General features: G+C 66.8%; 28 protein-coding genes. 12 read left to right on the top strand and 16 right to left on the bottom strand.

All coding sequences use genetic code 11. The features are described from left to right. Positions 1 to 25 precede the first annotated feature (25 nt). Genes V2S85_RS05555 through V2S85_RS05570 form a run of 4 tightly spaced genes read left to right on the top strand, consistent with a single transcriptional unit; the run spans position 26 to position 2,794 of the window. Complete coding sequence (locus V2S85_RS05555; RefSeq protein WP_330701878.1) at positions 26 to 1,045, top strand: GNAT family N-acetyltransferase; 1,020 nt, start codon at positions 26 to 28, stop codon at positions 1,043 to 1,045. Between the two features lie 35 nt (positions 1,046 to 1,080). Further along, positions 1,081 to 1,341, top strand: a complete 261-nt coding sequence (locus tag V2S85_RS05560; protein ID WP_330701879.1) for a phosphopantetheine-binding protein — start codon at positions 1,081 to 1,083, stop codon at positions 1,339 to 1,341. Then, positions 1,341 to 2,015 (top strand): hypothetical protein, encoded by a 675-nt coding sequence (locus V2S85_RS05565; RefSeq protein WP_330701880.1) that lies wholly within the window; start codon positions 1,341 to 1,343, stop codon positions 2,013 to 2,015. Before V2S85_RS05560 ends, V2S85_RS05565 begins: the two co-directional genes overlap by 1 nt. After that, positions 2,012 to 2,794: a hydrolase 1, exosortase A system-associated gene (locus tag V2S85_RS05570; protein ID WP_330701881.1), complete on the top strand. Its 783-nt coding sequence runs from the start codon at positions 2,012 to 2,014 to the stop codon at positions 2,792 to 2,794. The genes V2S85_RS05565 and V2S85_RS05570 overlap by 4 nt, the downstream gene beginning before the upstream one ends. 13 nt (positions 2,795 to 2,807) lie before the next feature. On the opposite strand, the gene V2S85_RS05575 is transcribed toward V2S85_RS05570, so the two are convergent. The 5 genes from V2S85_RS05575 to rpmF all read right to left on the bottom strand — a co-directional run bounded on the left by V2S85_RS05575 (position 2,808) and on the right by rpmF (position 5,957). Continuing rightward, a complete protein-coding gene (locus tag V2S85_RS05575; RefSeq protein WP_330701882.1) occupies positions 2,808 to 3,251 on the bottom strand; it encodes a MerR family transcriptional regulator in 444 nt (147 codons plus the stop codon). Between the two features lie 28 nt (positions 3,252 to 3,279). Next, on the bottom strand, positions 3,280 to 3,576 hold the full coding sequence (locus V2S85_RS05580; RefSeq protein WP_330702054.1) for an integration host factor subunit alpha: 297 nt from the start codon (positions 3,574 to 3,576) through the stop codon (positions 3,280 to 3,282). 108 nt (positions 3,577 to 3,684) lie between these two features. Beyond that, on the bottom strand, positions 3,685 to 4,656 hold the full coding sequence (locus V2S85_RS05585) for a beta-ketoacyl-ACP synthase III (protein ID WP_330701883.1): 972 nt from the start codon (positions 4,654 to 4,656) through the stop codon (positions 3,685 to 3,687). Continuing rightward, the gene (plsX, locus tag V2S85_RS05590; protein ID WP_330701884.1) at positions 4,656 to 5,741 is read right to left on the bottom strand and encodes a phosphate acyltransferase PlsX; all 1,086 of its coding nucleotides are present in this window, start codon (positions 5,739 to 5,741) and stop codon (positions 4,656 to 4,658) included. Before plsX ends, V2S85_RS05585 begins: the two co-directional genes overlap by 1 nt. Before the next feature lie 36 nt (positions 5,742 to 5,777). Then, complete coding sequence (rpmF, locus tag V2S85_RS05595) at positions 5,778 to 5,957, bottom strand: 50S ribosomal protein L32 (RefSeq protein WP_330701885.1); 180 nt, start codon at positions 5,955 to 5,957, stop codon at positions 5,778 to 5,780. A 160-nt stretch (positions 5,958 to 6,117) separates the two neighbouring features. On the opposite strand from rpmF, the gene V2S85_RS05600 reads away from it, so the two are divergent. Continuing rightward, entirely contained in the window at positions 6,118 to 6,510 is a 393-nt protein-coding gene (locus V2S85_RS05600) for an MAPEG family protein (RefSeq protein ID WP_330701886.1), read from the top strand. A 63-nt stretch (positions 6,511 to 6,573) separates the two neighbouring features. Here V2S85_RS05600 and V2S85_RS05605 read toward each other — a convergent pair whose 3' ends face one another. Beyond that, a complete protein-coding gene (locus tag V2S85_RS05605) occupies positions 6,574 to 7,230 on the bottom strand; it encodes an MBL fold metallo-hydrolase (protein WP_419198165.1) in 657 nt (218 codons plus the stop codon). A gap of 86 nt (positions 7,231 to 7,316) precedes the next feature. Then, on the bottom strand, positions 7,317 to 7,982 hold the full coding sequence (locus tag V2S85_RS05610) for a S24 family peptidase (protein ID WP_330701888.1): 666 nt from the start codon (positions 7,980 to 7,982) through the stop codon (positions 7,317 to 7,319). Positions 7,983 to 8,083: 101 nt separating this feature from the next. Between V2S85_RS05610 and V2S85_RS05615 the strand changes: the two genes are divergently transcribed. Together V2S85_RS05615 and V2S85_RS05620 are read left to right on the top strand one after the other, a co-directional pair. After that, entirely contained in the window at positions 8,084 to 8,284 is a 201-nt protein-coding gene (locus V2S85_RS05615) for a hypothetical protein (RefSeq protein WP_330701889.1), read from the top strand. Continuing rightward, positions 8,274 to 8,645, top strand: a complete 372-nt coding sequence (locus tag V2S85_RS05620; RefSeq protein WP_330701890.1) for a hypothetical protein — start codon at positions 8,274 to 8,276, stop codon at positions 8,643 to 8,645. Before V2S85_RS05615 ends, V2S85_RS05620 begins: the two co-directional genes overlap by 11 nt. A gap of 117 nt (positions 8,646 to 8,762) precedes the next feature. On the opposite strand, the gene V2S85_RS05625 is transcribed toward V2S85_RS05620, so the two are convergent. Both V2S85_RS05625 and V2S85_RS05630 read right to left on the bottom strand, forming a co-directional pair. Beyond that, on the bottom strand, positions 8,763 to 10,436 hold the full coding sequence (locus tag V2S85_RS05625; RefSeq protein WP_330701891.1) for an acetolactate synthase large subunit: 1,674 nt from the start codon (positions 10,434 to 10,436) through the stop codon (positions 8,763 to 8,765). Between the two features lie 322 nt (positions 10,437 to 10,758). Then, positions 10,759 to 11,697 (bottom strand): D-2-hydroxyacid dehydrogenase, encoded by a 939-nt coding sequence (locus V2S85_RS05630; RefSeq protein WP_330701892.1) that lies wholly within the window; start codon positions 11,695 to 11,697, stop codon positions 10,759 to 10,761. Between the two features lie 61 nt (positions 11,698 to 11,758). Here V2S85_RS05630 and V2S85_RS05635 point away from each other — a divergent pair, with 61 nt between their 5' ends. Further along, positions 11,759 to 12,478 carry a TonB-dependent receptor gene (locus tag V2S85_RS05635; protein ID WP_330701893.1) on the top strand — a complete coding sequence of 240 codons (720 nt, stop codon included), beginning with the start codon at positions 11,759 to 11,761 and terminating at the stop codon, positions 12,476 to 12,478. Positions 12,479 to 12,481: 3 nt separating this feature from the next. Here V2S85_RS05635 and cysS read toward each other — a convergent pair whose 3' ends face one another. The 4 genes from cysS to V2S85_RS05655 form a co-directional block, all read right to left on the bottom strand. After that, complete coding sequence (gene cysS / locus V2S85_RS05640; RefSeq protein WP_330701894.1) at positions 12,482 to 13,933, bottom strand: cysteine--tRNA ligase; 1,452 nt, start codon at positions 13,931 to 13,933, stop codon at positions 12,482 to 12,484. A 50-nt stretch (positions 13,934 to 13,983) separates the two neighbouring features. Continuing rightward, the gene (cobT, locus tag V2S85_RS05645; protein WP_330701895.1) at positions 13,984 to 15,798 is read right to left on the bottom strand and encodes a cobaltochelatase subunit CobT; all 1,815 of its coding nucleotides are present in this window, start codon (positions 15,796 to 15,798) and stop codon (positions 13,984 to 13,986) included. Positions 15,799 to 16,005: 207 nt separating this feature from the next. Then, the gene (gene fsa, locus V2S85_RS05650) at positions 16,006 to 16,656 is read right to left on the bottom strand and encodes a fructose-6-phosphate aldolase (RefSeq protein WP_330701896.1); all 651 of its coding nucleotides are present in this window, start codon (positions 16,654 to 16,656) and stop codon (positions 16,006 to 16,008) included. A gap of 192 nt (positions 16,657 to 16,848) precedes the next feature. Continuing rightward, positions 16,849 to 17,544, bottom strand: coding sequence for a DUF4197 domain-containing protein (locus tag V2S85_RS05655; RefSeq protein WP_330701897.1), 696 nt, complete (start codon positions 17,542 to 17,544; stop codon positions 16,849 to 16,851). A gap of 50 nt (positions 17,545 to 17,594) precedes the next feature. Here V2S85_RS05655 and V2S85_RS05660 point away from each other — a divergent pair, with 50 nt between their 5' ends. Next, complete coding sequence (locus V2S85_RS05660) at positions 17,595 to 19,760, top strand: primosomal protein N' (protein WP_330701898.1); 2,166 nt, start codon at positions 17,595 to 17,597, stop codon at positions 19,758 to 19,760. Here V2S85_RS05660 and V2S85_RS05665 read toward each other — a convergent pair. From V2S85_RS05665 to V2S85_RS05675, 3 genes are all read right to left on the bottom strand, one after another. Further along, positions 19,745 to 20,635: a type II CAAX endopeptidase family protein gene (locus V2S85_RS05665; protein WP_330701899.1), complete on the bottom strand. Its 891-nt coding sequence runs from the start codon at positions 20,633 to 20,635 to the stop codon at positions 19,745 to 19,747. The genes V2S85_RS05660 and V2S85_RS05665 overlap by 16 nt on opposite strands. 73 nt (positions 20,636 to 20,708) lie before the next feature. Then, positions 20,709 to 21,758: a bifunctional DNA-binding transcriptional regulator/O6-methylguanine-DNA methyltransferase Ada gene (gene ada, locus V2S85_RS05670; protein ID WP_330701900.1), complete on the bottom strand. Its 1,050-nt coding sequence runs from the start codon at positions 21,756 to 21,758 to the stop codon at positions 20,709 to 20,711. Positions 21,759 to 21,766: 8 nt separating this feature from the next. Continuing rightward, positions 21,767 to 22,249 (bottom strand): DUF1203 domain-containing protein, encoded by a 483-nt coding sequence (locus V2S85_RS05675; RefSeq protein ID WP_330701901.1) that lies wholly within the window; start codon positions 22,247 to 22,249, stop codon positions 21,767 to 21,769. A gap of 230 nt (positions 22,250 to 22,479) precedes the next feature. On the opposite strand from V2S85_RS05675, the gene V2S85_RS05680 reads away from it, so the two are divergent. From V2S85_RS05680 to V2S85_RS05690, 3 genes are all read left to right on the top strand, one after another. Next, entirely contained in the window at positions 22,480 to 23,034 is a 555-nt protein-coding gene (locus tag V2S85_RS05680; RefSeq protein ID WP_008830032.1) for a F0F1 ATP synthase subunit delta, read from the top strand. Between the two features lie 13 nt (positions 23,035 to 23,047). Further along, positions 23,048 to 24,577, top strand: a complete 1,530-nt coding sequence (atpA, locus tag V2S85_RS05685) for a F0F1 ATP synthase subunit alpha (RefSeq protein WP_330701902.1) — start codon at positions 23,048 to 23,050, stop codon at positions 24,575 to 24,577. A gap of 124 nt (positions 24,578 to 24,701) precedes the next feature. Then, complete coding sequence (locus V2S85_RS05690) at positions 24,702 to 25,577, top strand: F0F1 ATP synthase subunit gamma (RefSeq protein WP_330701903.1); 876 nt, start codon at positions 24,702 to 24,704, stop codon at positions 25,575 to 25,577. Positions 25,578 to 25,596: the final 19 nt, after the last annotated feature.

The following is a 25,596-nucleotide window of genomic DNA, read 5'->3' on the forward strand; positions in this document are numbered from 1 at the left end:
GAAGGAAAGGCTCCGCGAGGGGTAAGTGGCAAGGTTGCGGATCGACTATCACTCCGATCTTAAGGAAGTGCAATCGGATGAACGGCTTGCCGCGCTGCTCTCCAGTGCGCAGCAGCACGCGCCGTTCGATCGGCTGGCGTGGTGGCAGGGGCTGGCGGAGCACTGCACGCTGGCGCCGCTGCTCGCCGTCGCCCGCTCGGATGACGACATCGCGGTACTACCGCTGGCGGGCACCTCGGGGCACCTGAGCGCGCTGGCGAACTGGTACACCTTCCGCTTCCGCCCGATCCTTTCCGGCGACGCTCCGCTGGCCGCGCTCGCGCGCGATCTGGCCCGCCGCGCGCACCGCATCACGCTCCATGGCGTCCCCGACGAGGACGGCAGCGCCGCCGCGCTGCGCTCCGCCTTCGCGGCCGCCGGCTGGCTGGTCCGCGCCGAGCCTTGCGACACCAACCGCGTGCTGCCCGTCTCCGGACGCGATTATGCCGCCTACCTCGCCTCCCGTCCCGGCCCCTTGCGCACCACGCTCAAGCGCAAGTCGGGCAAAGTGACGACCCGTATCCTCACCGCTTTCGACCCCGCCGCTTGGGACCAGTACGAGGCGATCTACGCCGAGAGCTGGAAGCCGGAGGAAGGCTCGCCGGCGTTCCTGCGCGATTTCGCCCGGCAGGAAGGCGCCGCCGGCCGCCTGCGCCTCGCGCTCGCGCATGCGGCCGACGATCCGGACGGCCCCGCCATCGCCGCGCAGATGTGGACGGTGGAGGGCGCCGCCGCCTTCATCCACAAGCTCGCCCACCGCGAATCGGCCAGGCCGCTCTCCCCAGGCTCGGTGCTGACCGCCGCGCTGATGAGCCACGTCATCGACATCGACCGCGTCGATCTCGTCGACTTCGGCACCGGCGACGATCCCTACAAGCGCGACTGGATGGAAGCGCATCGCCCGCGCTGGCGGCTCGACATGTTCAGGCCGATGGCGCCGCGCAACTGGCCGCCCCTCGCCCGCATCGCGCTGCGCTCCCTTGCCGCAAGTGCGAAGCGCGGCTAGAGGGCCGGTCGAGAACGAAAGAACGCCGAGGGGCCATGTCAGACCAAACCGACCTGCTGCTGCGCCGCATCCTGACCGATGTGCTGGGGCTCAAGCCGGGTCAGGCCGATGAATTCGATGCCGATACCGGCCTGTTCGGACACTTGCCCGAACTGGATTCGATGGCCGTCGCCGGGCTCCTGACCGAACTGGAAGACCGCCTCGACATCATCATCGAGGACGACGAGATCGAAGGCGAGATGCTGGAGAGCTACGGCGGCCTGCTCGCGTTCGTCGAGGCCAAGCGCGGCGCCTGATGGAAGTCGCGAGCTGGCCCTGCCCGCTTGCAGACGGCGGCACCAGCTCCGAATTCGCGCTGGCCTGCGACAGAGGCCGGGCCCGGCGGCTGCTCGTCGTCCCCGCGCTGTTCGACGAAGGCAACAAGCTGCGGCGCTTCACCGTGGAGGTCATGCGCCGCCTCGACGCGGCAGGCATCGATTCGCTACTCCCCGACCTGCCCGGCTGCAACGAGAGCCTACTGCCGCTCGAAAACCGGCATCCCGGTGAATGGCGCGAGGCGATGGCGGCGGCCGCCCGCCACTTCGGCGCGGCCGCCACGCTGGCCTTGCGCGGCGGCTGCCTGTTCACGCCCGCCGCGCTGCCTGCCTTCCACTACGCCCCGGTCAAGGCCGCCGCGATCCTGCGCCAGATGCTGCGCGCGCGCATCCTCTCCTCCCGCGAAGCCGGCATCGACGAGACCCGCGAAGCGCTGGCTGCGCAGGCGCTGGCCGGGGGCTTGACCCTCGCGGGCTACCCGCTCGGCGCCGATTTCTACCGCGGCTTCGAAGCGATGGAGCCGGGCGCGGCGGCCACCGTGATCGCGCAGAACCAGATCGGCGGCAGCGGCCTGTGGCTGCGCGCCGAACCGGACGAAAACCCCGCCCAGGCCGATGCGCTGGCCGCTCTCGTCGCCGGGATCATCGGCGCATGAGCCGCCTGCACCTGAACTTCCCTTGCGAAGGGCAGCGCCTGGTCGGCACGCTCGATCCGGGACCGGAACGGACCGCGCTGCTGCTGGTTTCCGGCGGCAACGAAGTGCGCGCGGGTGCGTGGAACGGCCAGGCCCGCTTCGCCGCGCGGATCGCGGCGCGGGGCTTCCCGGTGCTGCGCTTCGATCGCCGGGGGATCGGCGACAGCGAAGGAGAGAATCGCGGCTTCCGCTCCAGCGCCGCCGACATCGCCGCCGCGCGCGGCGCCTTGCTGGCCCAATGCCCGCAAGTCCGCCGCGTGATCGGCCTAGGCAACTGCGACGCCGCCAGCGCCCTGATGCTGGCACGCGGCGCGGGGCTCGACGGGCTGATCCTGTCCAACCCCTGGACCATCGAGGACGATGCCGGCGAAGACATGCCCGCGGAAGTCGTGCGCGATCACTACCGCCGCCGCCTTGCCGATCCGGCCGCGATCCGGCGGCTGCTGACGGGACAGGTCTCGCTGCCGGGGCTGGCGCGCAGCCTGTTCGCCGCGCTGCGCCCCGCCCCTCCCGCGCCTGAGGGCTTGCCCGTGCAAATGGCGCAAGGCATCCGCGACTTCGCCGGACCGGTGTGCTTCCTCGTCGCCGGACGCGACCGCACCGGCCTCGCCTTCACCGCCCGCTGGACCGCCGGCGACACGCGCATCCGCACCTGCCCCGATGCCAGCCACAGCTACGTCGAACCTGCGGCGCAGGACTGGCTGGTCGATCAGGTGCTCGAAATGCTGCGCCACCCCTGATCGGGCCGCATGGTCAGGCCCGGACGAGCGCTTCGGCAAGTTGGTTGCGAATGCCAGTAAGTCGCCGGAAGAAATCATCCGATTCCCGCTCGTCCCGATGCTTCGGCGCGGCGGCTTCATTACTTTCGATCGAGCCGGACAACTTGTCCTCGATCGCCTTGGCCGCGCCGCGCAGGGTATAGCCCTCGCGATGGACCAGACGGTCGATCTCGGCGATGAGCGCGATATCCTCCGGGCGGTAGTAGCGACGATTCCCGCTCCGCTTGACCGGCTGCAGGGCAGCGAACTGCTCCTCCCAGTAGCGCAGCACATGCGGGCGCAGGCCAAGCGCCTTCGCCACTTCGCCGATGGTCCGCAATGCCAGCGGATCCTTGCCGTCATCGAAAACCGGGGCATCGCTCCGAGTCGCATCGAACAGCGACGCCGTCTCGGGCGCGAGGGAAACCGAATCGTTCATACCTGCCTTTCCGGACGGGATTTTCCCGTCAATCCTGGGCGATACGATCCTTCAGCATCTGGCTTGCGCGGAAGGTCATCACGCGCCGGGGCGTAATCGGCACTTCTACGCCGGTCTTGGGATTGCGTCCCACCCGCTCGCCCTTGTCGCGCAGCAGGAAAGTGCCGAAACCCGAGATCTTGACGTTCTCGCCATGGCTGAGCGCCGAGCACATCTGCTGCAGGATCGCTTCCACCATGGCAAGCGACTCGGCACGAGATATGCCCAGCTTGCGATGAATGGCTTCGGCAATCTCAGCCCTGGTCAAAGTATCCGTTGAGCGCATCAAGCCCGCATCCCCATAGTGCGCCGATTGCCCGGATAATATTAGAATCAGAGAAGAAAGCAACGGTGCGTCCAATATTGAACGCAACGTCCGTCGATATGGAGTGGATCAGACCCGAATGAGGCTCGCGCCCCAGGTGAATCCGCCGCCCATGGCCTCCAGCATGACCAGATCGCCCTGCTTGATTCGCCCGTCGCGCACCGCTTGGTCGAGCGCCAGCGGCACCGATGCGGCCGAGGTATTGGCGTGCTGGCCCACCGTCATCACCACCTTTTCGGGCGGCAGGTTGAGCTTGCGCGCAGTGGCGTCAAGGATTCGCGCATTCGCCTGATGCGGCACCAGCCAGTCGATATCCTGGGTGGAAATGCCTGCCTCTTCAACGACTTCGCGCAAGACTTCGGCAAGATTGACGACAGCGTGGCGGAACACCTCGCGGCCCTTCATGCGCAGCTTGCCGACGGTTCCGGTGGTCGAGGGACCGCCATCGACGAACAGCAGCTGGTTGTGCGCGCCATCGGCGTGAAGGCGGGTGGCGAGGATTCCCCGGTGGGTTTCCCCCTCCTGTTCCTGCGCCTCCAGCACGACCGCGCCGGCACCGTCGCCGAACAGCACGCAAGTCGTGCGGTCCTCCCAGTCGAGGATGCGGCTGAAGGTTTCCGCGCCGATCACCAGCGCGCGCTTCGCCATGCCGGTGCGCAGCATCGAATCGGCGACGCCGACCGCATAGAGGAAGCCCGAGCAGACCGCCGCCACGTCGAAGGCGATACCGCCGGGACGGCAGCCCAGGCTATGCTGCACGATCGTCGCGGTGGCGGGGAAGGTCTGGTCCGGAGTCGCGGTCGCCAGGACGATGAGATCGATCGAGGCCGCCTCGATCCCCGCCGCCGCGATCGCCTTGCGGGCCGCGTCGGTGGCAAGGCTGGAGGTGGTTTCGTCCTCCTGCGCGATGTGGCGGTTGGAAATACCGGTGCGCTCGACGATCCACTCGTCGCTGGTATCGACCCGGCTGGCCAGTTCGGCGTTGCTGACAGCGGTGCGCGGCAGGGCCGAACCGGTGCCGATCAGGACCGAACGAATCATCAGGCGCGCTCTTCCTCGACGCCGCTCACGCCGCCGGCGGAACCGCGGGGCATGCGCCAGGTCGACCCTCCCAGGCGGGCTAGGTCGGCAGAGATGCGCTCGGTCACGTTTTCCTCCAGAAGCCGGGCGGTGACCGCCACGGCATTGGCCACGCCCGCAGCATTGGCGCTGCCGTGGCTCTTCACGACAATGCCGTTGAGGCCCAGGAAGACCGCGCCATTGTGATTGTTGGGATCGAGATGATGCTTGAGCAGGTCGGTCGCCGGCTTCGAGATGAGAAAGCCGATCTTCGAGCGCAGCGAACTGGTGAAGCCCCGGCGCAGCAGGTCGGCGACAAAACGCGCCGTGCCTTCCACTGCCTTGAGGGCGACATTGCCGGTGAACCCGTCGGTCACCACCACATCGACGTCGCCGCGGCAGATCTTGTCCGCCTCAGTGAAGCCGTCGAAGGACATCGCGAGGTTTTCGGCCGCGCTCTTGAGGACCGCGGCGGCATCGCGGAGTTCCTCGGTGCCCTTGGTTTCCTCGGTGCCGATGTTGAGCAGCCGCACGCGCGGTTCGTCGCGGCCGGTGGCCACGCGCGCATACGCCGCCCCCATGATCGCGAACTGGACCAGGTTGCGGCTGTCGCACTCGGTATTGGCGCCGAGGTCGAGCATGATGACGTCGTTGTCGCCCAGCGTCGGCAGCAGCGCGGCCAGTGCAGGACGATCGATGCCGGGCATCGTGCGCAGCGAAAGCTTGGCGATCGCCATCAGCGCGCCGGTATTGCCGCCGCTGACGGCCGCCCCGGCATGGCCGAGCTTCACCGCCTCGATCGCGCGCCCCATGGACGTGCCCTTGGCCCGGCGCAGGGCCTGGCTGGGCTTGTCCTCGCCGGTGATGACACCGTCGGTATGCAGGATTTCGGAGCTTGCCCGCAGATTCGGGTGATTCTCGAGCGCGGCCTTGATCCGCACCTCGTCACCCACGAGCAGGAACTTGAAACGGTCATGGCGACGGCGCGCAAGCGCGGCGCCTTCGATCATGACGCGCACGCCCTCGTCGCCGCCCATCGCATCGATAGCGATACGCGGCAAACTCATGGGGCTCTCTCCGAAATTCGTCTTGCGATCTAAGCCTTAGGCTTCGACCGCGACGATTTCACGACCATTGTAGTGGCCGCATGCATTGCACAGGTTGTGCGGGCGCTTCAGCTCGCCGCAGTTGCCGCATTCATGGAATGCTTCAACCTTCAGCGCGTCATGGCTGCGGCGCATGCCCCGGCGGGAGGGGGAGGTCTTTCTTTTAGGGACAGCCATTTCGGCACCTGTTCCTGCAAATACGTTTCTGTCAAAAAGGCCGCCGGTGACCGTCTGAGGACACGGCGGCTTGCGAAGGCGCGCCTATAACCGATTTCACGCGAGTTGCAACCCGTTACTCCCTCGACCATGACGCGGTTTCCACCGGGAGTAGCCATTCATGATTCTGCAGACGACCCTGAGCCTTGCCGCCGCAGCGGCAGTGCTCGCCTTCTGGCTCGCCCTGCGCGCGGGCAAGGTGCGCTTCGCCGCAAAGGTATGGCACGGCGACGGCGAGAACCCGCTGCTGCTGCGCCGGATGCGCGCCCAGGCCAACTACGTAGAGAACACGCCTTTCGTACTGGTCCTGGTCGCGGCCATCGAATTGTCGGGCAAGGCGGGACCCTGGCTGGCCTATGTCGGCGCCGTCTACTTGCTGGCGCGCATCGCCCACGCCTTCGGCATGGACAAGCCCGACAAGTCGCCCCTGCGCGCCATCGGCTTCATCGTCACCGTGCTGACATTGCTGGGACTGGCGGCGGTTGCCGCCCTGATCGCGGCAGGACGATTCTAGGAGGCTGTCTGGAAATGCCCCAGCGGGGCATTTCCAGTGCTGCACCGGCATTAAGTCAGACTGCTAGACCGGCAGCCCGCGGCGGATTGCCTCGTCACTGACGTAGGGATTCGTCCGGCGCTCCTGCCCGAACGTGCTCACCGGCCCGTGCCCCGGCACGAACGTGACCTCGTCGCCCAGCGGCCAGAGCTTCCGGGTGATCGAGTGCAGCAGATCGTCGAGATTGCCGCGCGGGAAGTCCCAGCGGCCGATGCCGTTCTGGAACAGCACGTCGCCGACCATCGCGAACTTGCTCGGCGCATGATGGAAGATGACGTGGCCCGGCGTGTGGCCGGGGCAGTGGACGACATCCAGCTCCAGTTCGCCGACGGTGACCGTGTCGCCATCCTCGAGCCAGCGGTCGGGCTCGAAGGTATGCGCCTCCATGTTCCAGCGCGGGCCGTCGTCGCTGAGCTGGGCGATCCAGAACCGGTCTTCCTCGTGCGGCCCCTCGATCGGCACGCCGAGTTCCTTCGCCAGCACCCCGGCCTGCCCACAATGGTCGAGGTGGCCGTGAGTGACGAGGATCTTTTCCAGTTGCACGCCGGTCTTTTCCAGCGCCTGGCGAAGCTTGGGCAGGTCACCGCCCGGATCGACCAGCGCGCCCTTCATGGTGGCGGTACACCAGATCAGCGAGCAGTTCTGCTGGAGCGGCGTCACGGGGATGATCCCCACGCGCATCGGTTGTTCTGTGCCTTGCGTCATGCACCGGGAAATGGCCGCTACGCCGCGCGAATGCAACCGGGCCAGCGCCGCTTCGGCAAAACCTAGATGCGCCCACCCTTCCAGACCACACGGCCGACCACCGCCATGTCCTGCGCCGCGCATTCGACGGGAGGATAGGCCGGATTGTCGCTGATGAGCACGACGATCCCCGGCCGCGAGACATCGAGCCGCTTGACCAGCAGGCTCTCCCCCAGCCTGACGACATGGATGCCGTCGCGCAACGCCCGGAGGGTGCGATCGACGAGGATTTCGTCGCCGTCGCGCAGGCTCGGCTCCATCGAATCGCCGCTCACCACGATCGTCGAGAGATGCTCCGGCTGCAGGCCCATCGAGCGCAGCCAGCGGCCGGAGAAGCAGATCGTGTCGAACGCCTGCTCCCCGTCCGCCATGGCGCCCGGCCCGGCCGAGGCGCCCACCGCGAGGCGCGGCACGTCGATCCAGCTGCGCCGGCGCGATCGCTCCGCCATGGCGGGAGGATGCGCATCATAGGAATTTTCCTTCGACGCCCCCAGCTCCGCCTCGTCCACGCCGAAGAAGCGCGCGAGCATTCCGCGGTCCTGCTCCTCCAGCTTGCGCGGGCTCCCCTTGCGGATGAACTGCTGCAGATAGCTGGAGTTCTTGCCGAGCATCGAGGACAGCCTGGCCAGGCTGACGCGCCGTGCCGCGGCCAGTTCCAGCAGCCTCAACCGGGTCGGATCGCTTACCATTTTGTAATCCATATCCGTAGGAAATTTCCTAGACATGTAGGATTTAGAACGGAACAAAAAGGAAACATCAAGCAGAATCGTACAGGAAAGGACCAGACCGGATGCTCCTGCGCCAGATCGAGCGCTTCCTACGCCAGACCCAGATGCCGTGGACCAAGTTCGGCCGCCTCGCCGCCCAGGATCCCCGTTTCGTGGCGGACCTGCGCAACGGCCGCGTCCCGCGCGACGAGACCGCCGCGCGAGTCGAGCAGTTCATGAACACTTACCTTACCGGCACCGGGGAGAACCGCCATGCAGTCTGAACTCGTACGCGCCATGCCGCTGCCGCCCGCGCTGACCGCCCGCCGCCCCGCGCGCGGCCCCTGGTTACGGCTGCTGTCCGAGGTGCTGGCCCTCGCCGGCCCCTCCGCCGAGTTCCTGAGGCATTCCGAGCGCAACTGGGCCAGCGCCACCTTCTCCGGCGCGCGGCACACGATCGTGCTGGCCTTCGAAGGCCTGGACGGGGTCGCGCGGGGCGAAGCGCTGATCGCCGCGCTGCCCGATCATGAATTCACCGTGCCGCGCCATCTCGTCGCAGACGCCGTCGTCGCCGGAGTGGAACACCGGCAATCGCCCCCGCGCTTGACGGTGGAAGTGGAACTGCTGGTGCTCGAGGACTGCTGAGCCACCCTTCCCGCATCATCACGACCGAAACGAAGCAACCCAGGGCAGCGCCGAGCTGCCTTGGGTTGCTTCGTTTCGGTCGTGATGGCGAAGTGGGCCTTCCCGCCGCGTGCGCCCTTACAGCGCCCGCGACAGTTCCTTGATCTCGGTGTTGAGGATGCGGTCGTTCTCCGAATAGTCGACCGGGCAATCGATCAGGTGAACACCCGGCGTATCGCGGCAATGCGCCAGCAGTTCCTTGAGGTGCGCCGCGCTCTCCACCCGATAGCCATTGGCGCCGTAGCTCTGCGCGTACTGCACGAAGTCCGGGTTGCCGTAGTTCAAGCCGAAGTCCGCAAAGCCCATGTTGGCCTGCTTCCAGCGGATCATGCCATAGGCGTTGTCGTTCAGGATCAGCACCGTCAGGTTGAGGCCGAGGCGAACCGCCGTCTCCATCTCCTGGCTGTTCATCATGAACCCACCGTCCCCGCAGACCGCCAGCACCTTGCGGTCCGGATAGACCATCGCGCTCGCCATCGCCGAGGGAAGGCCCGCGCCCATCGTCGCCAGTGCGTTGTCGAGCAGCACGGTATTGGGCTTCGTCGCGCAGTAGCCGCGCGCGAACCACAGCTTGTAGACGCCGTTGTCGAGGCAGACGATCGCATCGTCAGGCAGCGCATCGCGCACCTGCTGCACCGCATGGGGCGGGAAGATCGGGAAGCGCTCGTCCGCCGCCAGCTTCGCGGTATGCTCCAGCTCTGCGGCGCGGAAGCGCAGCATCGCATCGAAGTTCCACTTGGGCGACGGCGTGATCGCCTCCTTGATCTGCCACATGGCGTTGGCGATATCGCCGATCACCTCGATATGCGGGAAGTAGACCGGGTCCACCTCCGCCGTCTTGGTGGAGATGTGGATGACCGTGCGGTCATCGCGGGTGCCGTCGTTGTGCATGAAGAACGGCGGCTTCTCGATCACGTCGTGGCCGATGTTGACGATGCAGTCGGCGTCCTCGATCGCGCGGTGCACGAAGTCGCCCGAGGACAGCGCGGCGCAGCCCAGGAACTTGGGATGACGCTCGTCGATCACGCCCTTGCCGAGCTGCGTGGTGAGGAACGGAATGCCGGTCTTCTCGACGAATTCGCCCAGCATCTTGCTGGTCATCTTGCGGTTGGCGCCTGCGCCGATCACGAGAACGGGACGCTTGGCGGTCTGCAGCGCGTCCACCGCCTGGACGATCGACTTCACGTCCGCCGAAGGCCGCCGCACGATCGAGCGCGGGACGGGGCGCGAATCGGTGTGCTCGTCGGCGATGTCCTCGGGCAGTTCGATGTGGGTGGCGCCGGGCTTCTCCTCCTCGGCGATACGGAACGCCTCGCGCACGCGGCTGGGGATGTTGTCCGAGGACGCCATCTGGTGCGCATACTTGGTGATCGGCTGCATCATCGAGACGACGTCGAGGATCTGGAAGCGACCCTGCTTCGACTTCTTGATCGGCTTCTGGCCGGTGATCATCAGCATCGGCATGCCGCCCAGCGTCGCATAGGCGGCAGCGGTGACGAAGTTGGTCGCGCCCGGCCCCAGCGTCGAGAGGCACACGCCCGCCTTGCCGGTGTGGCGCCCATATGTCGCCGCCATGAAGCCCGCGCCCTGCTCGTGCCGCGTCAGGATCAGCCTGATCTGCTTGGAGCGCGAGAGCGAATCGAGGAAATCGAGGTTCTCCTCGCCGGGCACGCCGAAGATATATTCGACGCCTTCCTGCTCCAGACATTCGATGAACAGGTCCGACGCCTTGCGCTTGTCGCTCTCGGCCATGATCCGCTTTTCCCTCTTCCTGCGCCGGTCCCTGGTGTCCGGCCGTCTTGATGGAGGCTGATACGCGATTTGGCGCGGAGCCGTCCCTGATGAATTTGCCAGCCGCGCGGAAGAAAATATCAGGCGCGGCCAAGCAAGGCTACGGCACGGATGCAGCCAACCATCGTCATCCCGGCGCATGCCGGGACCGCGGGCCAATCTTGAGGCGATAGGTTTCGCCGGGGCGCCCCGGCGTGAGGTCGCTTCTAAAGACGGCCCACGGTCCCGGCATGCGCCGGGATGACGGGTTCGGGAAAGAAAATGGTTCGCGCAGAGACGCAGCCTAGTAGCCGGCCGACAGGTCCACCCGATGCGCCAGCGTTTCCCCGCGCACATAACGCCCGAGGTTGTCGAGGAACCGCGCCGAGCCGCGCGCGAACAGCGCATCCTGCGCGCGGCCGGACAGATGCATGGAGATATGCACGTTCCCGCGCGACCACAGCGGATGGTCGGAGGGCAACGGCTCAGGCGTCGTCACGTCGAGGAACGCGCCGCCCAGATGCCCCGAATCGATCGCCGCCAGCAGCGCATCCTGATCGATCACCGATCCCCGCGCGAAGTTGAGCAGCGTGGCGCCGGGCTTCATCGCCGCGAACTGCTCCGCCCCGAACATCCCGGTGGTCTGCGGCGTCGAGGGGACGATCAGGATCACCCAGTCGAACCGGCCGAGCGCCGCCTGCCACTCCCCCTCGCCCAGTTCGCCCGCCTGCGGACGGCGGCGCGCAGAGGTCACCTTGGCCCCGAACACCCGCAGCATCTCGGCGATCCGCCCGCCGATCTCGCCCGCGCCGATCACCAGCACTTCGCTGTCCAGCAATTCGCGGGTGCCGGGCGGCTGCGTCAGCCACTCATGCCGGTCCTGCGCGCGCACGACCTCGCGCCAGCCCTTCGCCATCGTCAGCATGCCCATCACCGCGAATTCGGAGACGGTCTGCGCATGGATGCCCGCACCGTTGGTCAGCACCGCGCCTCGCTCGCGAAGCAGGTTCAGCGGCAGCCAGTCCACGCCCGACGACATCGCGCAGTACCACCTGAGCCCGGTCATCAGCGCGACCGCCTCGCGCGCGACAGGCTGCGCGATCATGTCGAGCCAGGCCACTTCGGCGCGCGGCGCCAGCGCCATCAGCTGGTCCGTGTCCTCGAACCACAGCGGCTCGACGCCACCTGGCAGCTTGCCTTCAAGCCACGGGCGCGAATTGGCGTTGATGAGGGCGACGGTCATTGACGGGCTCCGGATTTCGGCAAGAAATAGATCGGACATGGTTCTGACAGGGAGGGTGGGCATGACAAGAGCAGGATTCGCATCGATAATTGCCGTTTTGGCGATGCTGGGTACGGGAACCGAAGCGGTTGCACAGGATGAAGGCCTCGGCGAGGTCATCGTCACCGCCATGCGCCGCGAGGCCGACGACTACAGCGCCGACAGACCCGCCGTGGGCCTGCGCCGCAAAGCCGACTTCGCGGTCGTGGAAGTCGCGGTCTCGGGCGATACCCGCGACAAGGCCCAGCGCGAGGCCGAAATCTACGACATGATCCGCAGCGCCATCGCCGCCGCGCCGCGATCGGGCGTGCAACTGGCCTATGGCGAGCGTACGCTGCAGCCGCTGACGCTGGCGAACTACCGCGAACTCACGCTTTCGGGCGACGGAAGGCCGGACAGCCAGCGTACCGCGTTCCTCGCCAAAGTCGCGCTGACCGGCGGCACCGACGCCCAGGCCGCGCAGACCGCGATCACCGCATTCGTGAAATCGGTGAAGCCGGTCGGGCGCGCGCTGATGAACGAGACCGGCGACCTGACGCTCTCGGTCGTCGCGCCGGACCAGTATCGCGGCGCGGTGGCCGATGCGATCGCCAGCGACGCACGCGAGATGGCCGCGCGGGTCGGGCCGGACTACGGTGTCGAGATCGAAGGCCTCAGCCGCCCGGTCGAATGGGCGCGCGCGGGATTGTCCGAGGTGCTGCTCTACATGCCCTACAAGCTGGTGGTGGTGCCGAAACGCTGAGGCTCAGCCCAGCTTCCATTCCCAGCCGAGCGGGTCGCCGTCCATCGCCTCTACACCCTTGGCCGCCAGCCCGTCGCGCAAAGCGTCGGAGGTGGCGAAATCCTTGTCGGCGCGCGCCTGCTTGCGGGCGGCCAGAACGTCCTCGATCTCCGCCTCGGAGATCGCGGCGGTCTTCGGGCGCAGGCGCAGGTCCGCGCGCGAGGTGCCGAACAGGTCGAGGCCGAGCACCGCGTCCATCTTCTCGACGACGGCGCGCTTGGCGGCGGGATCGACCTTCTTGGCGGCCAGCACGTCTTCCAGCGCGGTGAGCGCGACGGCGGTGTTGAGATCCTCGCCGATCGCCTTCTCGAACGTTTCGAGCATCGGCGCGAGCTTGGGATGAGCGGCCTCGCCCGCCTCGACGTCGGCCAGCCGTTCGGCGACGATGATCATGCGCTTGAGGCGCACCAGCGCGGCGGCGAGACCTTCCCACGAAAATTCCAGCTCGCTGCGGTAATGCGCCTGCAGGCACATCATGCGGTAGCCGAGCGGGTGGTAGCCCTTGTCGATCAGCAGTTGCAGCCGCAGGAACTCGCCCGAGGACTTGCTCATCTTGCCGGAACGCTCGACGAGGAAGTTGTTGTGCATCCACACCCGCGCGCCCGAATTGGCAGGCACGTCTAGCCCATTGGTGCAGCAGAATGCCTGGTTCTGGGCGATCTCGTTGGGGTGGTGGATTTCGCGGTGGTCGATGCCGCCGGTGTGGATGTCGAACGGGAAGCCGAGCAGGTCGCCGCTCATCACCGAGCATTCCAGATGCCACCCCGGCGCGCCCTTGCCCCAGGGCGAATCCCACTCCATCTGCCGCTTCTCGCCCGCCGGGGTCTTTCGCCAGATCGCGAAATCGGCGGCATTGCGCTTGCCATCCACCGCCTCGATGCGCCCCTCGCCCTCTTCGGTCACGGAGCGCGCAAGGCGGCCGTAATCGGCGACGGTGGAGACGTCGAAGTAGAGGCCACTTTCCAATTCATAGCAATGCGTTGGAGCGATCTTCTCGGCGAATGCGATCATCTGCGGCACATAGTCGGTGGCGATCGACCACTTCGCGGGCTGGCGGATGCCCAGCGCCTTGATGTCCGCCCAGTACGCCTGCGTGTAATGCTCGGCGATATCCCAGATGGACTGCGCAGCCACGCGCGCCATCTTCTCCATCTTGTCCTCGCCCGCATCGGCGTCGTCGGTCAGGTGGCCGACGTCGGTGATGTTGATGACGTGGGTGAGCTTATAGCCCTTGTGGCTCAGCGTCCGACCCAGAATGTCGGCGAAGACATAGGCGCGCATGTTGCCGATGTGCGGATAGTTGTAGACCGTCGGCCCGCAGGTATAGACGCGCGCCTCACCCGGGTGGACGGGCTCGAAAGCTTCGAGCTTGCGGGTCAGGCTGTTGAACAGCGTCAGCTGGGATGCATCGGTCATGGCTTGCCGAATAGGCGGCGGCTCGCGCCAGTCAAGCCGCCGTCAGTGCCTCATTCCTCCTCGAACAACCCCGCCAACTGCTCGATCATCGTCCCGCCGAGCTGTTCCGCGTCCATGATCGTCACCGCGCGGCGGTAGTAGCGGGTCACGTCGTGGCCGATGCCGATCGCGACCAGCTGGACCGGGGACTTGCTCTCGATCCATTCGATCACGCGGCGCAGGTGCGCCTCCAGATAGCCCGCCGAGTTCACCGAGAGGGTCGAATCGTCCACCGGCGCGCCGTCTGAGATGACCATCAGGATGCGGCGGTCCTCCTGACGCGCCAGCATGCGGTTGTGCGCCCAGAGCAGCGCCTCGCCGTCGATGTTCTCCTTGAGAAGCCCCTCGCGCATCATCAGGCCGAGGTTCTTCTTGGCGCGGCGCCAGGGCTCGTCGGCCTTCTTGTAGACGATGTGGCGCAGGTCGTTGAGGCGGCCGGGGTGCGCGGGTTTGCCGCTCGCCAGCCAGCTCTCGCGGCTCTGGCCGCCCTTCCACGCGCGGGTGGTGAAGCCGAGGATCTCCACCTTCACGCCGCAGCGCTCCAGCGTGCGTGCCAGCACGTCGGCGCTGATCGCCGCGATCGAGATCGGGCGCCCGCGCATCGAGCCGGAATTGTCGAGCAGCAGGGTGACGACGGTGTCCTTGAACTCCACGTCGCGCTCGATCTTGTAGGACAGCGACTGCCCCGGCGAGACGACCACGCGCGCCAGACGCGCGGCATCAAGCAGCCCCTCTTCCTGATCGAAGTCCCACGAGCGGTTCTGCTGCGCCATCAGGCGGCGCTGCAGGCGGTTGGCGAGGCGCGTGACCACGCCCTGCAGGCCCTTGAGTTGCGCATCGAGATAGGCGCGCAGGCGGGTCAGTTCCTCCTCGTCGCAGAGATCGGAGGCGCCGACGATTTCGTCGAACTGGGTCGTATATTCCTTGTAGTCGAAGCTGTCGGGGATGTCGGTCCAGGGACGGTTCGGGCGGACGGGGAGCATGCCCTCCTCGCCTTCCTGGCCCTCTTCGCCCTCCTCCATGTCGTCGGAGGTTTCGCCTTCGGCTTCGCTCTCGCCCTCGTCGTCGCCCTGCGAGGGTTCGGCGGCCATTTCGGCGGGGTTCTGGTCCTGGCCCTCTTCGCCGCCTTCTTCCTGCTCCTCGGTCTCTTCCTCGCCGTCCATGTCTTCCATGTCGGTGGGTTCCTGCGGGATTTCTTCCGCACGGGTGAGTTCGAGGTGCTGCAGCATGTCGAGCGACAGGCTCTGGAACGCCTTCTGGTCGTGCAGCGAATTCGCCAGCGCGTCGAAGTCGGCGTTCGCCTTGCGCTCGATCCACTTGCGGACCATCTCGACGCCGGGGCGGGCGATCTCGGGGATTTCCTGACCAGTCAGGCGCTCGCGCAGCAGCAGCGCAAGGGCCGCGGGGACCGGCACGGCGTCCGGCGTGTCGGCGCGGCTGATCGGATCGGACGTGATGCGCGTCAGCAGCGCGGCATCGAGATTGTCGCGCATGCCGTCGTAGGCATTGGCGCCGAGCGCCTCGTAGCGCACCGTCTCCACCGCATCAAACGCGGCGCGCGCGGTCGGCTCGGCCGGGGCATTGCGCATGTGCAGCTTGTCGTCGTGGTGGCGCAGCTTGAGCGCGAAGCTGTCGGCGAAGCCGCGCGCCTGCATCGCGGCGGCGCGCGGCAGGCTGCGGCCGGGCATCGGCACGCGAAAGGTGTTGCCGGTGGAACTGGGCGCGTCGGCGGTCCAGTTCACCTCGACCTCCGCCTCCTGCGCGATGGCGCGCGAGGCTCCGGTGAGGACGGACTTGAAGCGATCGGTTGGGGATTCGTCGGACATTGCCCGAGGTGCCTAGCGCATTGGCGCGGCGGGCTCAAATGGGCGATGTGAGAGGGGGCTGCGCATTTCGTCATTGCGAGCGTAGCGAAGCAATGACGAGGAATGTGTTTGCCGCCGGGGCTTCGACAAGCTCAGCCTGAGCGGAGTGAGAAGTTATTTCACCAACCCCGCTCACCCTGAGCTTGTCGAAGGGTGTCTAGCGCAACCTCAGATCGACTGGCCGGTCTTCGCCCAGTCGGCCATGAAGCCTTCGATGCCCTTGTCGGTCAGGACATGCTTGACCAGGCCCTTGATGACGGCGGGCGGCGCGGTCATCACGTCGGCGCCGATGCGGGCCGCTTCGAGGACATGGATGCCGTGGCGCACCGAGGCGACCAGGATTTCGGTCGCGAAGTTGTAGTTGTCGTAGATGATGCGGATGTCGCTGATCAGCGCCATGCCGTCGAAGCCGTTGTCGTCGTGACGGCCGACGAAAGGCGACACGAAGGTCGCGCCGGCCTTGGCGGCGAGCAGCGCCTGGTTGGCCGAGAAGCACAGGGTCACGTTGACCATGGTGCCTTCGCCGGTCAGCGCCTTGCAGGTCTTCAGGCCGTCGATGGTGAGCGGCACCTTGATGCAGACGTTGTCGGCGATCTTGCGGAGGATTTCGGCCTCGCGCATCATGCCCGCGTGGTCGAGCGCGACGACTTCGGCGCTGACGGGGCCGGTGGTCAGCTTGCAGATCTCGGCGGTGACTTCCATGAAATCACGGCCCGACTTGGCGATCAGCGAGGGGTTGGTGGTGACGCCGTCGAGCAGGCCGGTGTCGGCCAGTTCCTTGATGTCGGCGATTTCGGCGGTGTCGGCGAAGAACTTCATGGCGTGCGTATCCCTGCAGCGCCGCGATGGGGGCGGCGATTCTGGGCGCCCCTATAGGGAATGCACGACACCGGGGCCAGCCTGTCAGCGTATGACGTCGGGGGCTTCGACAAGCTCAGCCTGAGCGGGATTGAAAAACCTGCTCTCAAAACCGCTCAGGTTGAGCTTGTCGAAGCCCCCGCGCCGCAGCGCCTACATCCCCCTGGCCAGCTTCAATGCCGCGATCAGTGCGGCATCGTTGGTGCTCTGCGGATCCCTGCGGATATCCGCTTCCTGCGCGCCGATCTCGTACCAGATCGCATTGTCCGCCTCGAGCGCGAGGGCATGCGCCGCGTCCGCCATGTTCACGCCGGTCAGCGCATTGACGGCGGTATTGAGGACGGGATCCTCGGCCACCTGCATCACCCGGCCGAGTTCGGGAATCATCGCATTGACCAGGCCCGAGCCCATCGACTGGCGCAGGAACGTCGTGGCCGAAGTGTCCCCGCCCCGCAGCAGCGCCAGCGCATCGGTGACGGTCAGCGAGCGCACCGCATCGTAGACGATCGGCGCGGCCACGCGCGCACCATCCTCGGCGATGCGGTTGAGTTCGTGCTGCAGCTTTTCCTTGAACAGCGGCGAGCGGAAGACCTTCTGCGCCACCGATCCCGGACGGCCGAACAGCACCGGCAGGTTGATCCGGGCCACGGAACTGTCCCAGAAGCCGTCCGGCTGGGTCAGCCGCGCGAAGGCGCGCTGGCTGGACAGCATCAGCAGGTTCTCGATGATGTCGGTGTAGCTGGGCTTGCCGATCGTGGTGCAGCCCGGCAGCGCCAGTGCCCCGGTGGCGAGAAATGCGGCCAGAACCATCCGGCGTCCCATCGTCTGCATGTTCGATCCCCCATTCATCTGCGGCTACTCCTTCACGACCCTGTCTGCGCACGCCTATATGAACGCAGATGCAACGTGTCCGACTCCTCGTCTTCAACGCCGCCCTCGGCGTCCTCGACTATCGCGTGCCGGAGGGGATGACGATCGAATTCGGATCGATCGTCGTCGCCCCCCTCGGTCCGCGGCAGGTGCTGGGCGTCGTCTGGGAACCGGAACGCCTGAACACGCAGGAAGTGCCTGAAAGCAAACTGCGTCCCCTGCTCGGCGTGATGCCCGCGCCGCCGCTGTCGGAGCGGTTGCGGCGGCTGATCGAATGGACCGCCGATTACTACTGCGCCCCGCTGTCGTCAGTGGCGCGCATGGCGCTGGGCAGCATCTCGGCACTGCGCGGCGGCGGGACGACCACGGAATACCGGCTGACCGGCGTGGAACCCGCCCGGCTGACGCCCCAGCGCGCCGCCGCGCTCGATGCGCTGCAGGGGGAGCAAGGCTCGATCCGCGAACTGGCGGAACTCGCCAGCGTCTCGGACGGCGTGCTGCGCGGCATGGTCGGCGCGGGACTGCTGGAGGCGGTGACGGTCGATCTCGACCGGCCCTACCCCCCTGCCCGCCCGGAATTCGCAGAGCCGCAGCTCAACGACATCCAGCAGCACGCCGCCGACATTTTCGTCGAGGCGGTGAAGGACAAGAAGTTCGCCCCCTTCCTGCTCGACGGCGTCACCGGCTCGGGCAAGACCGAGTGCTATTTCGAGGCTGTCGCCGAAGCGATCCGGATGGAGCGGCAAGTGCTGGTGCTGCTCCCCGAGATCGCGCTGACGGAAAATTTCCTGCGCCGCTTCGAGCATCGCTTCGGAGTGCCGCCGGTGCTGTGGCACTCCTCCCTGAAGTCCAGCGAGAGGCGCCGGGCGTGGCGTGCGGTATCGTTAGGTGCCGCTAAGGTCATCGTGGGTGCCCGAAGCGCGCTGTTCCTGCCTTACGCGAATCTGGGCCTGATCGTGGTCGACGAGGCGCACGAAATCTCGTTCAAGCAGGACGACGGGGTACGCTACAACGCCCGCGACGTGGCCGTGATGCGCGCGAAATTCGAAGGAATTCCGATAGTTCTCGCCAGCGCGACCCCGGCGCTGGAATCGATGCAACTGGCCGAGGCGGGTGTCTATCGCAAGATCGACCTGCCCTCGCGCTTCGGCGGCGCGACATTGCCTGCGATCAACATCCTCGACCTGCGCGAAGAGGCCCCCGAACGCGGCCGCTGGATCGCACCGAAGCTGGTGGAAGCGATGAAGGACCGGCTGGCCAAGGGCGAGCAGTCGCTGCTGTTCCTCAACCGCCGGGGCTATGCGCCGCTGACCTTGTGCCGCAACTGCGGCTATCGCTTCCAGTGCCCCAACTGCACGGCGTGGCTAGTAGAACACAGGTTTTCCAAGAGGTTAGCCTGCCACCACTGCGGCCATGAGACACCCGTGCCGGAAGCCTGCCCCGATTGCGGCACCGGCGACTGCCTCGTCGCCTGCGGCCCCGGCGTGGAGCGCATCGCCGACGAAGTGGCGGAAATCCTGCCCGAAGCGCGCACCGCGCTGGTCACCTCGGACACCATGAACACCCCCGCCGCGATCGGCGAATTCGTCGCGATGGCGGAAAACAAGGCGATCGACGTCATCATCGGCACCCAGTTGGTGACCAAGGGCTACCACTTCCCCGACCTGACGCTGGTGGGCGTGGTCGACGCCGACCTCGGCCTCGAAGGCGGAGATTTACGAGCCGGTGAAAGGACTTACCAGCAGATCGCCCAGGTCGCCGGCCGTGCCGGACGCGGCGAGAAGCCCGGCGAAGTCCTCATCCAGACCCGCCACCCCGAAGCCGCCGTCATCGCCGCCCTGGCGAACGGCGACCGCGACGCCTTCTACGCCGCCGAGACCGAAGCCCGCCGCGACGCCGGAGCCCCGCCCTTCGGCCGCTGGGCTGCGATCATCGTCAGTTCGGAGGATCAGGCCGAGGCGCTATCCGCCGCCCGCGCGATCGGCGGGACAGCGCCGAACCTCCCCGACATGCTGGTGCTCGGTCCCGCCCCCGCGCCCCTCTCCCTGCTGCGTGGCCGCCATCGCTTCCGGCTGCTGATCAACGCGCGCCGCTCGGCGGAACTGCAGAAAACCTTGCGCGAATGGCTCGATCCGCTGGAGTTTCCACGCGGGGTTCGCGTGAACATCGACATCGATCCCTATTCGTTCGTCTGACCCCGCTTCCAGCGCGGCGGCATGAACTCCCCCTTGCGGTATGCGTATCGCAGCAGGGCCACGCCCGCGATCGTCGCCATCACCAGCGCCACGCCCGAGGCTTCGAGCCCGAACGCCCCGCCGGTCAGGAGTTCAGGCCCGCCGAGGCGCGTCTCCACCAGTCCGCGCGGCGTCTCTCCCCCGGAAACGGGGATCGACCAGATCCACCCTTGCGTGAAATTCCAGCCCATGTGCAGCCCGATCGGCACCCACAGACGGCGCGTCACGAGGTAGGCCGCGCCCAGCAGGATGCCGGCCTCACAGGCAATCGCGAAGGCGGCGAAGAGGCTGGCGCCGGGGTTCATCAGATGCGCGAGGCCAAAGAAAGCGGACGTCGCCGCCAGCGCCGCCCATGTCCCGAACACGGCCTCCAACTGGCGCTGGATGACGCCGCGAAACAAGGCCTCCTCCACCATTCCACTAGAGAACGCGATGCCGAGCCAGACCCACAAGTCCCCCATGCCCCTGAGGCCAACGACCGAAAGACCGCCAAGCAGTGCGACCGCTCCGACGATGATGCTGAACAGCACCACGCCGCCGAGGACGCCTGCCACCAGCTCGCGGGCGGCGCGGCCGGACTGGGTCGCTTTGCGTGGCTCCCGCACGATCCATCGCTGAAAGGCCTGATACGCCAGCAGCCCGCAGATGCCGATCAGCAGGCCCGACAGCGCCCGCAGCGGCGAGGACCGGTCGATGTGCAACGCGCCGGTCGCGACGGCGGGCAGGATCGCTCCCAAGGCGACGAGAACCACCCCGATCGGCAGCAGCACGAGCGGATAGGCCACTATACGGCGCAGGCGTCCGGGCTCTGGCGCACTATCCTCGATATCATTCATCACGTTCGCCCCCGAGATCTACCCTCGGGTTGAAGCCCAAGTTCAGGCGCGTGTCGAGCGAGCCAAGCCGCGATCAGCCCCGGCGCTCGCGCTTCAGCAGTTCGCGCTTCACCGCCTCGCCATAGGCATAGCCGCCGAGCGAGCCGTCCGACCGGATGACGCGGTGGCACGGGATCAGCACCGCGACGTTGTTTGCCCCGTTGGCCGATCCCGCCGCCCGCACCGCCCCCGGCTTGCCGACCGCAGCGGCAATCTGCGCATAGCTGCGCGTCTCACCCGCGGGAATGCGCTGCAACTCGCGCCAGACCGCCTCCTGGAACGCGGTGCCCTGCACGTCGAGGGGAATCGCCCGCGAATGGCCCGGCTGCTCGACGGCGCTGACGACTTCGCCCAGCAGCGCCGCGAAAGCCTCGTCGCCCTCGACAAGGTCCGCATTGGGAAACCGCGCGGCAAGGGCATCGCGACCTTCTGCGAAGGAAAGGCGGCACACGCCCTTGTCGGTCGCCGCGACCAGCATCTCGCCCAGCGTCGTCGGAACCACGGCCCAGCGAATCGTCACTCCCCTGCCGCCGTCGCGCCAGGCCGAGGGGCTCATGCCGAGGCGACCCTGCGTCGCCTCGTAGAACCGCGAGGCAGCGCCGAAGCCGGCCTCGTAGATCGCATCGGTCACGCTCCCGCCTTCGCTCAGCGCATCGCCGACGCGCTCGACCTTGCGCGCGCGGGCATATTCGGCAGGCGAAAGCCCGACGGAGCGCTTGAACACCCGCTGGAAATGCGTGGGGCTGTAGCCGACCACACCGGCCAGTTCGCCGAGCGAGAGCGCCTGCTCGCCATCGTCCAGCAGCGCCAGCGCCCGGGTCACCGCCGCCTCGTCGCGCGCGACGTCGTCCGGGCGGCAGCGCAGGCAGGCGCGCAGCCCTGCCGCCTCGGCCGCATCGGGTTGGGCGAAGAACCGGACATTCTCCCGGCGCGGATGACGGGCCGAGCACGAGGGGCGACAATATATTCCGGTGGACAGCACTCCGGTCACGAAGCGCCCGTCGAAATCGCGGTCACGCGCGAGCACTGCCTGCCAGGCCCGCTCGTCGCTCACACCTCCATGGGTCTCCCCGCCGGTTTGCATGCACACGATCATTCTCCCGCGCGGTCGATGCGGGCGGCGAAGCACCCGTATGTCGCGTAATGGGCATGGATGTAGGCGACCGGGCCCTTCGCGAACAAGTCTGCGATGCCCTGCTCCGCCTCCCCCGGCCCGACCAGCACGGCGGCATGGAGCATGCCAGCCTCATCGAATCCGCGCAGCGACAGCGTCCGCCCCTGCAGGATCGGCGGCAGACGATCGACCCAGACCGGCTCGCCTGCGCCATCCTGCGCATCCTCCCGGACGAATATCGCATAGGCGGTCCTGTAGGGTCCGCTTACCCGGTGGCTGGTGAAGTTGAGCAGGATCAGCCGATCGCCCGCACGCGCATCCTGCAAAGTCACGCGGCAGGGAAAGCCGTCATTAGCATCGGCCACCACCCGCACTGCATCCATCCTGGCGAGTTCTTCTGGGCTCCGGCCGTAATACTCGGAGAAATCCGAGCGCGACAGGCCCTCGATTCGATAGCTCATCGGAAACACTCCTTTTCGAGTTCGTCCGATGCATTGCACGCCGCCTCGCCGGCAGGCTTCCCGCCGCTTGCTTTTAAACTGTTTACCTGTCCTTTGTCCCCAGGGCCAAAGGGGCACCTTGCGTTGTAACGGTATCGTCGCTATGCGCGCCCCGTCAGCGGGCTGGGGGAGCACGCGCTGTTGTTGCGTCCCCGACCCGAACCCACCTGCGATGTAAGGATAGGACAGGCGTGGAGAATTCCGGAGGCATCAAGGCCAGCTTGCAGGGACGCTACGCTTCGGCGTTGTTCGATCTCGCGAGCGAGAACGGCTCGGTTTCGGCCGTTGAGAACGACCTCGACAACCTCGGCCAGGCCCTGCGCGAGAGCGACGAGCTTGCCGCGCTGATTCGCAATCCGCAGATCAGCCGCGATGCCGCCGCCAAGGCGATCGAAGCGGTCGCGGGCGTGCTCGGCACCTCGCCGCTCACGAAGAACTTCCTCGGCGTTCTGGCAGGCAATCGCCGCCTGTCGGCCCTGCCCGAGATCATCCGCGCCTTCGCCAGCATCGCCGCCGCCCAGCGCGGCGAAGCGACGGCCGAAGTCGCATCCGCCCACGCGCTTTCCGACGAACAGGTCGAACAGCTTCGCCAGAAGCTGGAAGTGCGTGAGGGTCGCAAGGTCAAGATCAAGACCAGCGTCGATCCGGAACTGCTTGGCGGCCTCGTCGTCACCATCGGTTCCAAGCGCATCGACAGCTCGATCCGCACCCGTCTCAATTCGCTCGCCCAGGCCATGAAGGGCTAAGAAAGGCAGAACAATGGATATCCGCGCAGCAGAAATCTCGAAGGTCATCAAGGACCAGATCGCCAGCTTCGGCACCGAAGCCCAGGTTTCGGAAGTCGGTTCGGTTCTGTCGGTCGGTGATGGCATCGCCCGCATCCACGGCCTCGACAACTGCCAGGCCGGCGAGATGGTCGAATTCTCGAACGGCGTGCAGGGCATGGCCCTCAACCTCGAAGCCGACAATGTCGGCGTCGTGATCTTCGGCTCGGACGCCGAGATCAAGGAAGGCGACAGCGTCAAGCGCACCGGCACCATCGTCGACGTTCCCGTCGGCAAGGGCCTGCTCGGCCGCGTGGTCGACGCGCTCGGCAACCCGATCGACGGCAAGGGCCCGATCATTGCCGACAAGCGCGCCCGCGTCGAATCGAAGGCTCCGGGCATCATCCCGCGCAAGTCGGTGCACGAGCCCGTGCAGACCGGCCTGAAGGCGATCGACGCTCTCGTTCCCGTCGGCCGTGGCCAGCGCGAGCTGATCATCGGTGACCGCCAGACCGGCAAGACCGCCGTTGCGATCGACACCTTCATCAACCAGAAGGAAGCGAACCAGGGCGACGACGAGGGCAAGAAGCTCTACTGCATCTACGTCGCCGTCGGCCAGAAGCGCTCGACCGTCGCGCAGATCGTCCGTCAGCTCGAAGAGAACGGCGCGATGGAATACTCCATCGTCGTCGCCGCGACCGCTTCGGAGCCGGCTCCGCTGCAGTACCTCGCGCCCTACACCGGCGCCGCGATGGGCGAATTCTTCCGCGACAACGGCATGCACGCCGTCATCGTGTACGACGACCTTTCCAAGCAGGCCGTCGCCTACCGCCAGATGTCGCTCCTTCTGCGTCGCCCGCCGGGCCGCGAAGCCTACCCCGGCGACGTGTTCTACCTCCACAGCCGCCTGCTCGAGCGCGCTGCGAAGCTGAACGACGAGAACGGCGCCGGTTCGCTGACCGCCCTTCCCGTCATCGAGACGCAGGCCGGCGACGTTTCGGCATACATCCCGACCAACGTGATCTCGATCACCGACGGCCAGATCTTCCTTGAAACCGGCCTGTTCTACCAGGGCATCCGTCCGGCCATCAACGTGGGTCTGTCGGTGTCGCGCGTCGGCGGTTCGGCCCAGACCAAGGCGATGAAGAAGGTCGCCGGTTCGATCAAGCTGGAGCTGGCGCAGTACCGCGAAATGGCGGCATTCGCCCAGTTCGGTTCGGACCTCGACGCCTCGACCCAGAAGCTGCTCAACCGCGGTGCGCGCCTGACCGAGCTGCTCAAGCAGAAGCAGTTCTCGCCGCTCGCCTTCGAAGAGCAGACCGTGTCGATCTTTGCCGGCACCAACGGCTACCTCGACGCCCTGCCGGTCTCGAAGGTCACCGAGTACGAGGCCGAGATGCTCAGCTACATGCACTCGGAACATGCCGACGTGCTGGCGCTGATCCGCTCGACCAAGGACTTCGGCGACGAAGCCAAGAGCAAGACCAAGGCCGCGCTCGACGCCTTCGCCAAGCAGTTCGCTTAAGTTAAACCGTCATCCCGGCGAAAGCCGGGATCGCAGGCGGTCTTGAAGCAGCCCTCAACGGCCAAGCGTAAAGACCGCCACCGGTCCCGGACCAGATCCGGGACGACGCAACGAGGAACAACGAGTGGCTTCGCTCAAGGAACTCAAAGGCCGCATCAACTCGGTCAAGTCGACCCAGAAGATCACCAAGGCCAAGCAGATGGTCGCCGCGGCCAAGCTGCGCAAGGCGCAGGCCGCCGCCGAAGACGCTCGCCCTTACGCGGCGCGTCTCGCCGAAGTGATGGGATCGCTGGCGTCGAAGATCACCGTCTCCGACAACAGCCCCAAGCTGCTCGCCGGAACCGGCAGCGACAAGGTGCACCTGCTCGTCGTCGCGAACTCCGACAAGGGCCTGTGCGGCGCGTTCAACTCGAACATCGTCAAGGCGGCCCTCGCCAAGGCGCGTGATCTGCAGGCGCAGGGCAAGACCGTGCTGTTCTACCTCGTGGGCCGCAAGGGCCGCGCGGTGATCCGCCGCGAGCACCCCAGCCAGATCGCCCACATGTTCGACACCTCGGACGTGCGTAACCCCGGTTACGACGAAGCGGAGCGCGTCGCCGACGAACTCGTCGCAATGTACGAGGCGGGCAAGTTCGACGTGGCGCACCTGTTCTACTCGAAGTTCCGTTCGGCGCTGCTGCAGGAACCGACCGACCAGCAGATTATCCCGGTCCCGGCCCCCAAGGCCGTTGCCCAGACTGCCGACGCGGTCACCGAATACGAGCCTGATGAGGAGGAAATCCTCGCCGCCCTGCTCCCGCGCTATCTGAAGACCCAGCTCTTCGGCGCGCTGCTGGAGAACGCCGCGTCCGAACAGGGTGCGTCGATGACGGCGATGGACAACGCCACGCGCAATGCGGGCGACCTCATCAAGAAGCTGACGATCGTCTACAACCGCACCCGCCAGGCTGCGATCACCACCGAACTCGTCGAAATCATCGCGGGCGCGGAAGCGCTCTAAGAAACCGCAGGCTAAGGAA

It is taken from the genome of Novosphingobium resinovorum (genome assembly GCF_036352595.1).
GTDB lineage: Bacteria > Pseudomonadota > Alphaproteobacteria > Sphingomonadales > Sphingomonadaceae > Novosphingobium > Novosphingobium resinovorum_B.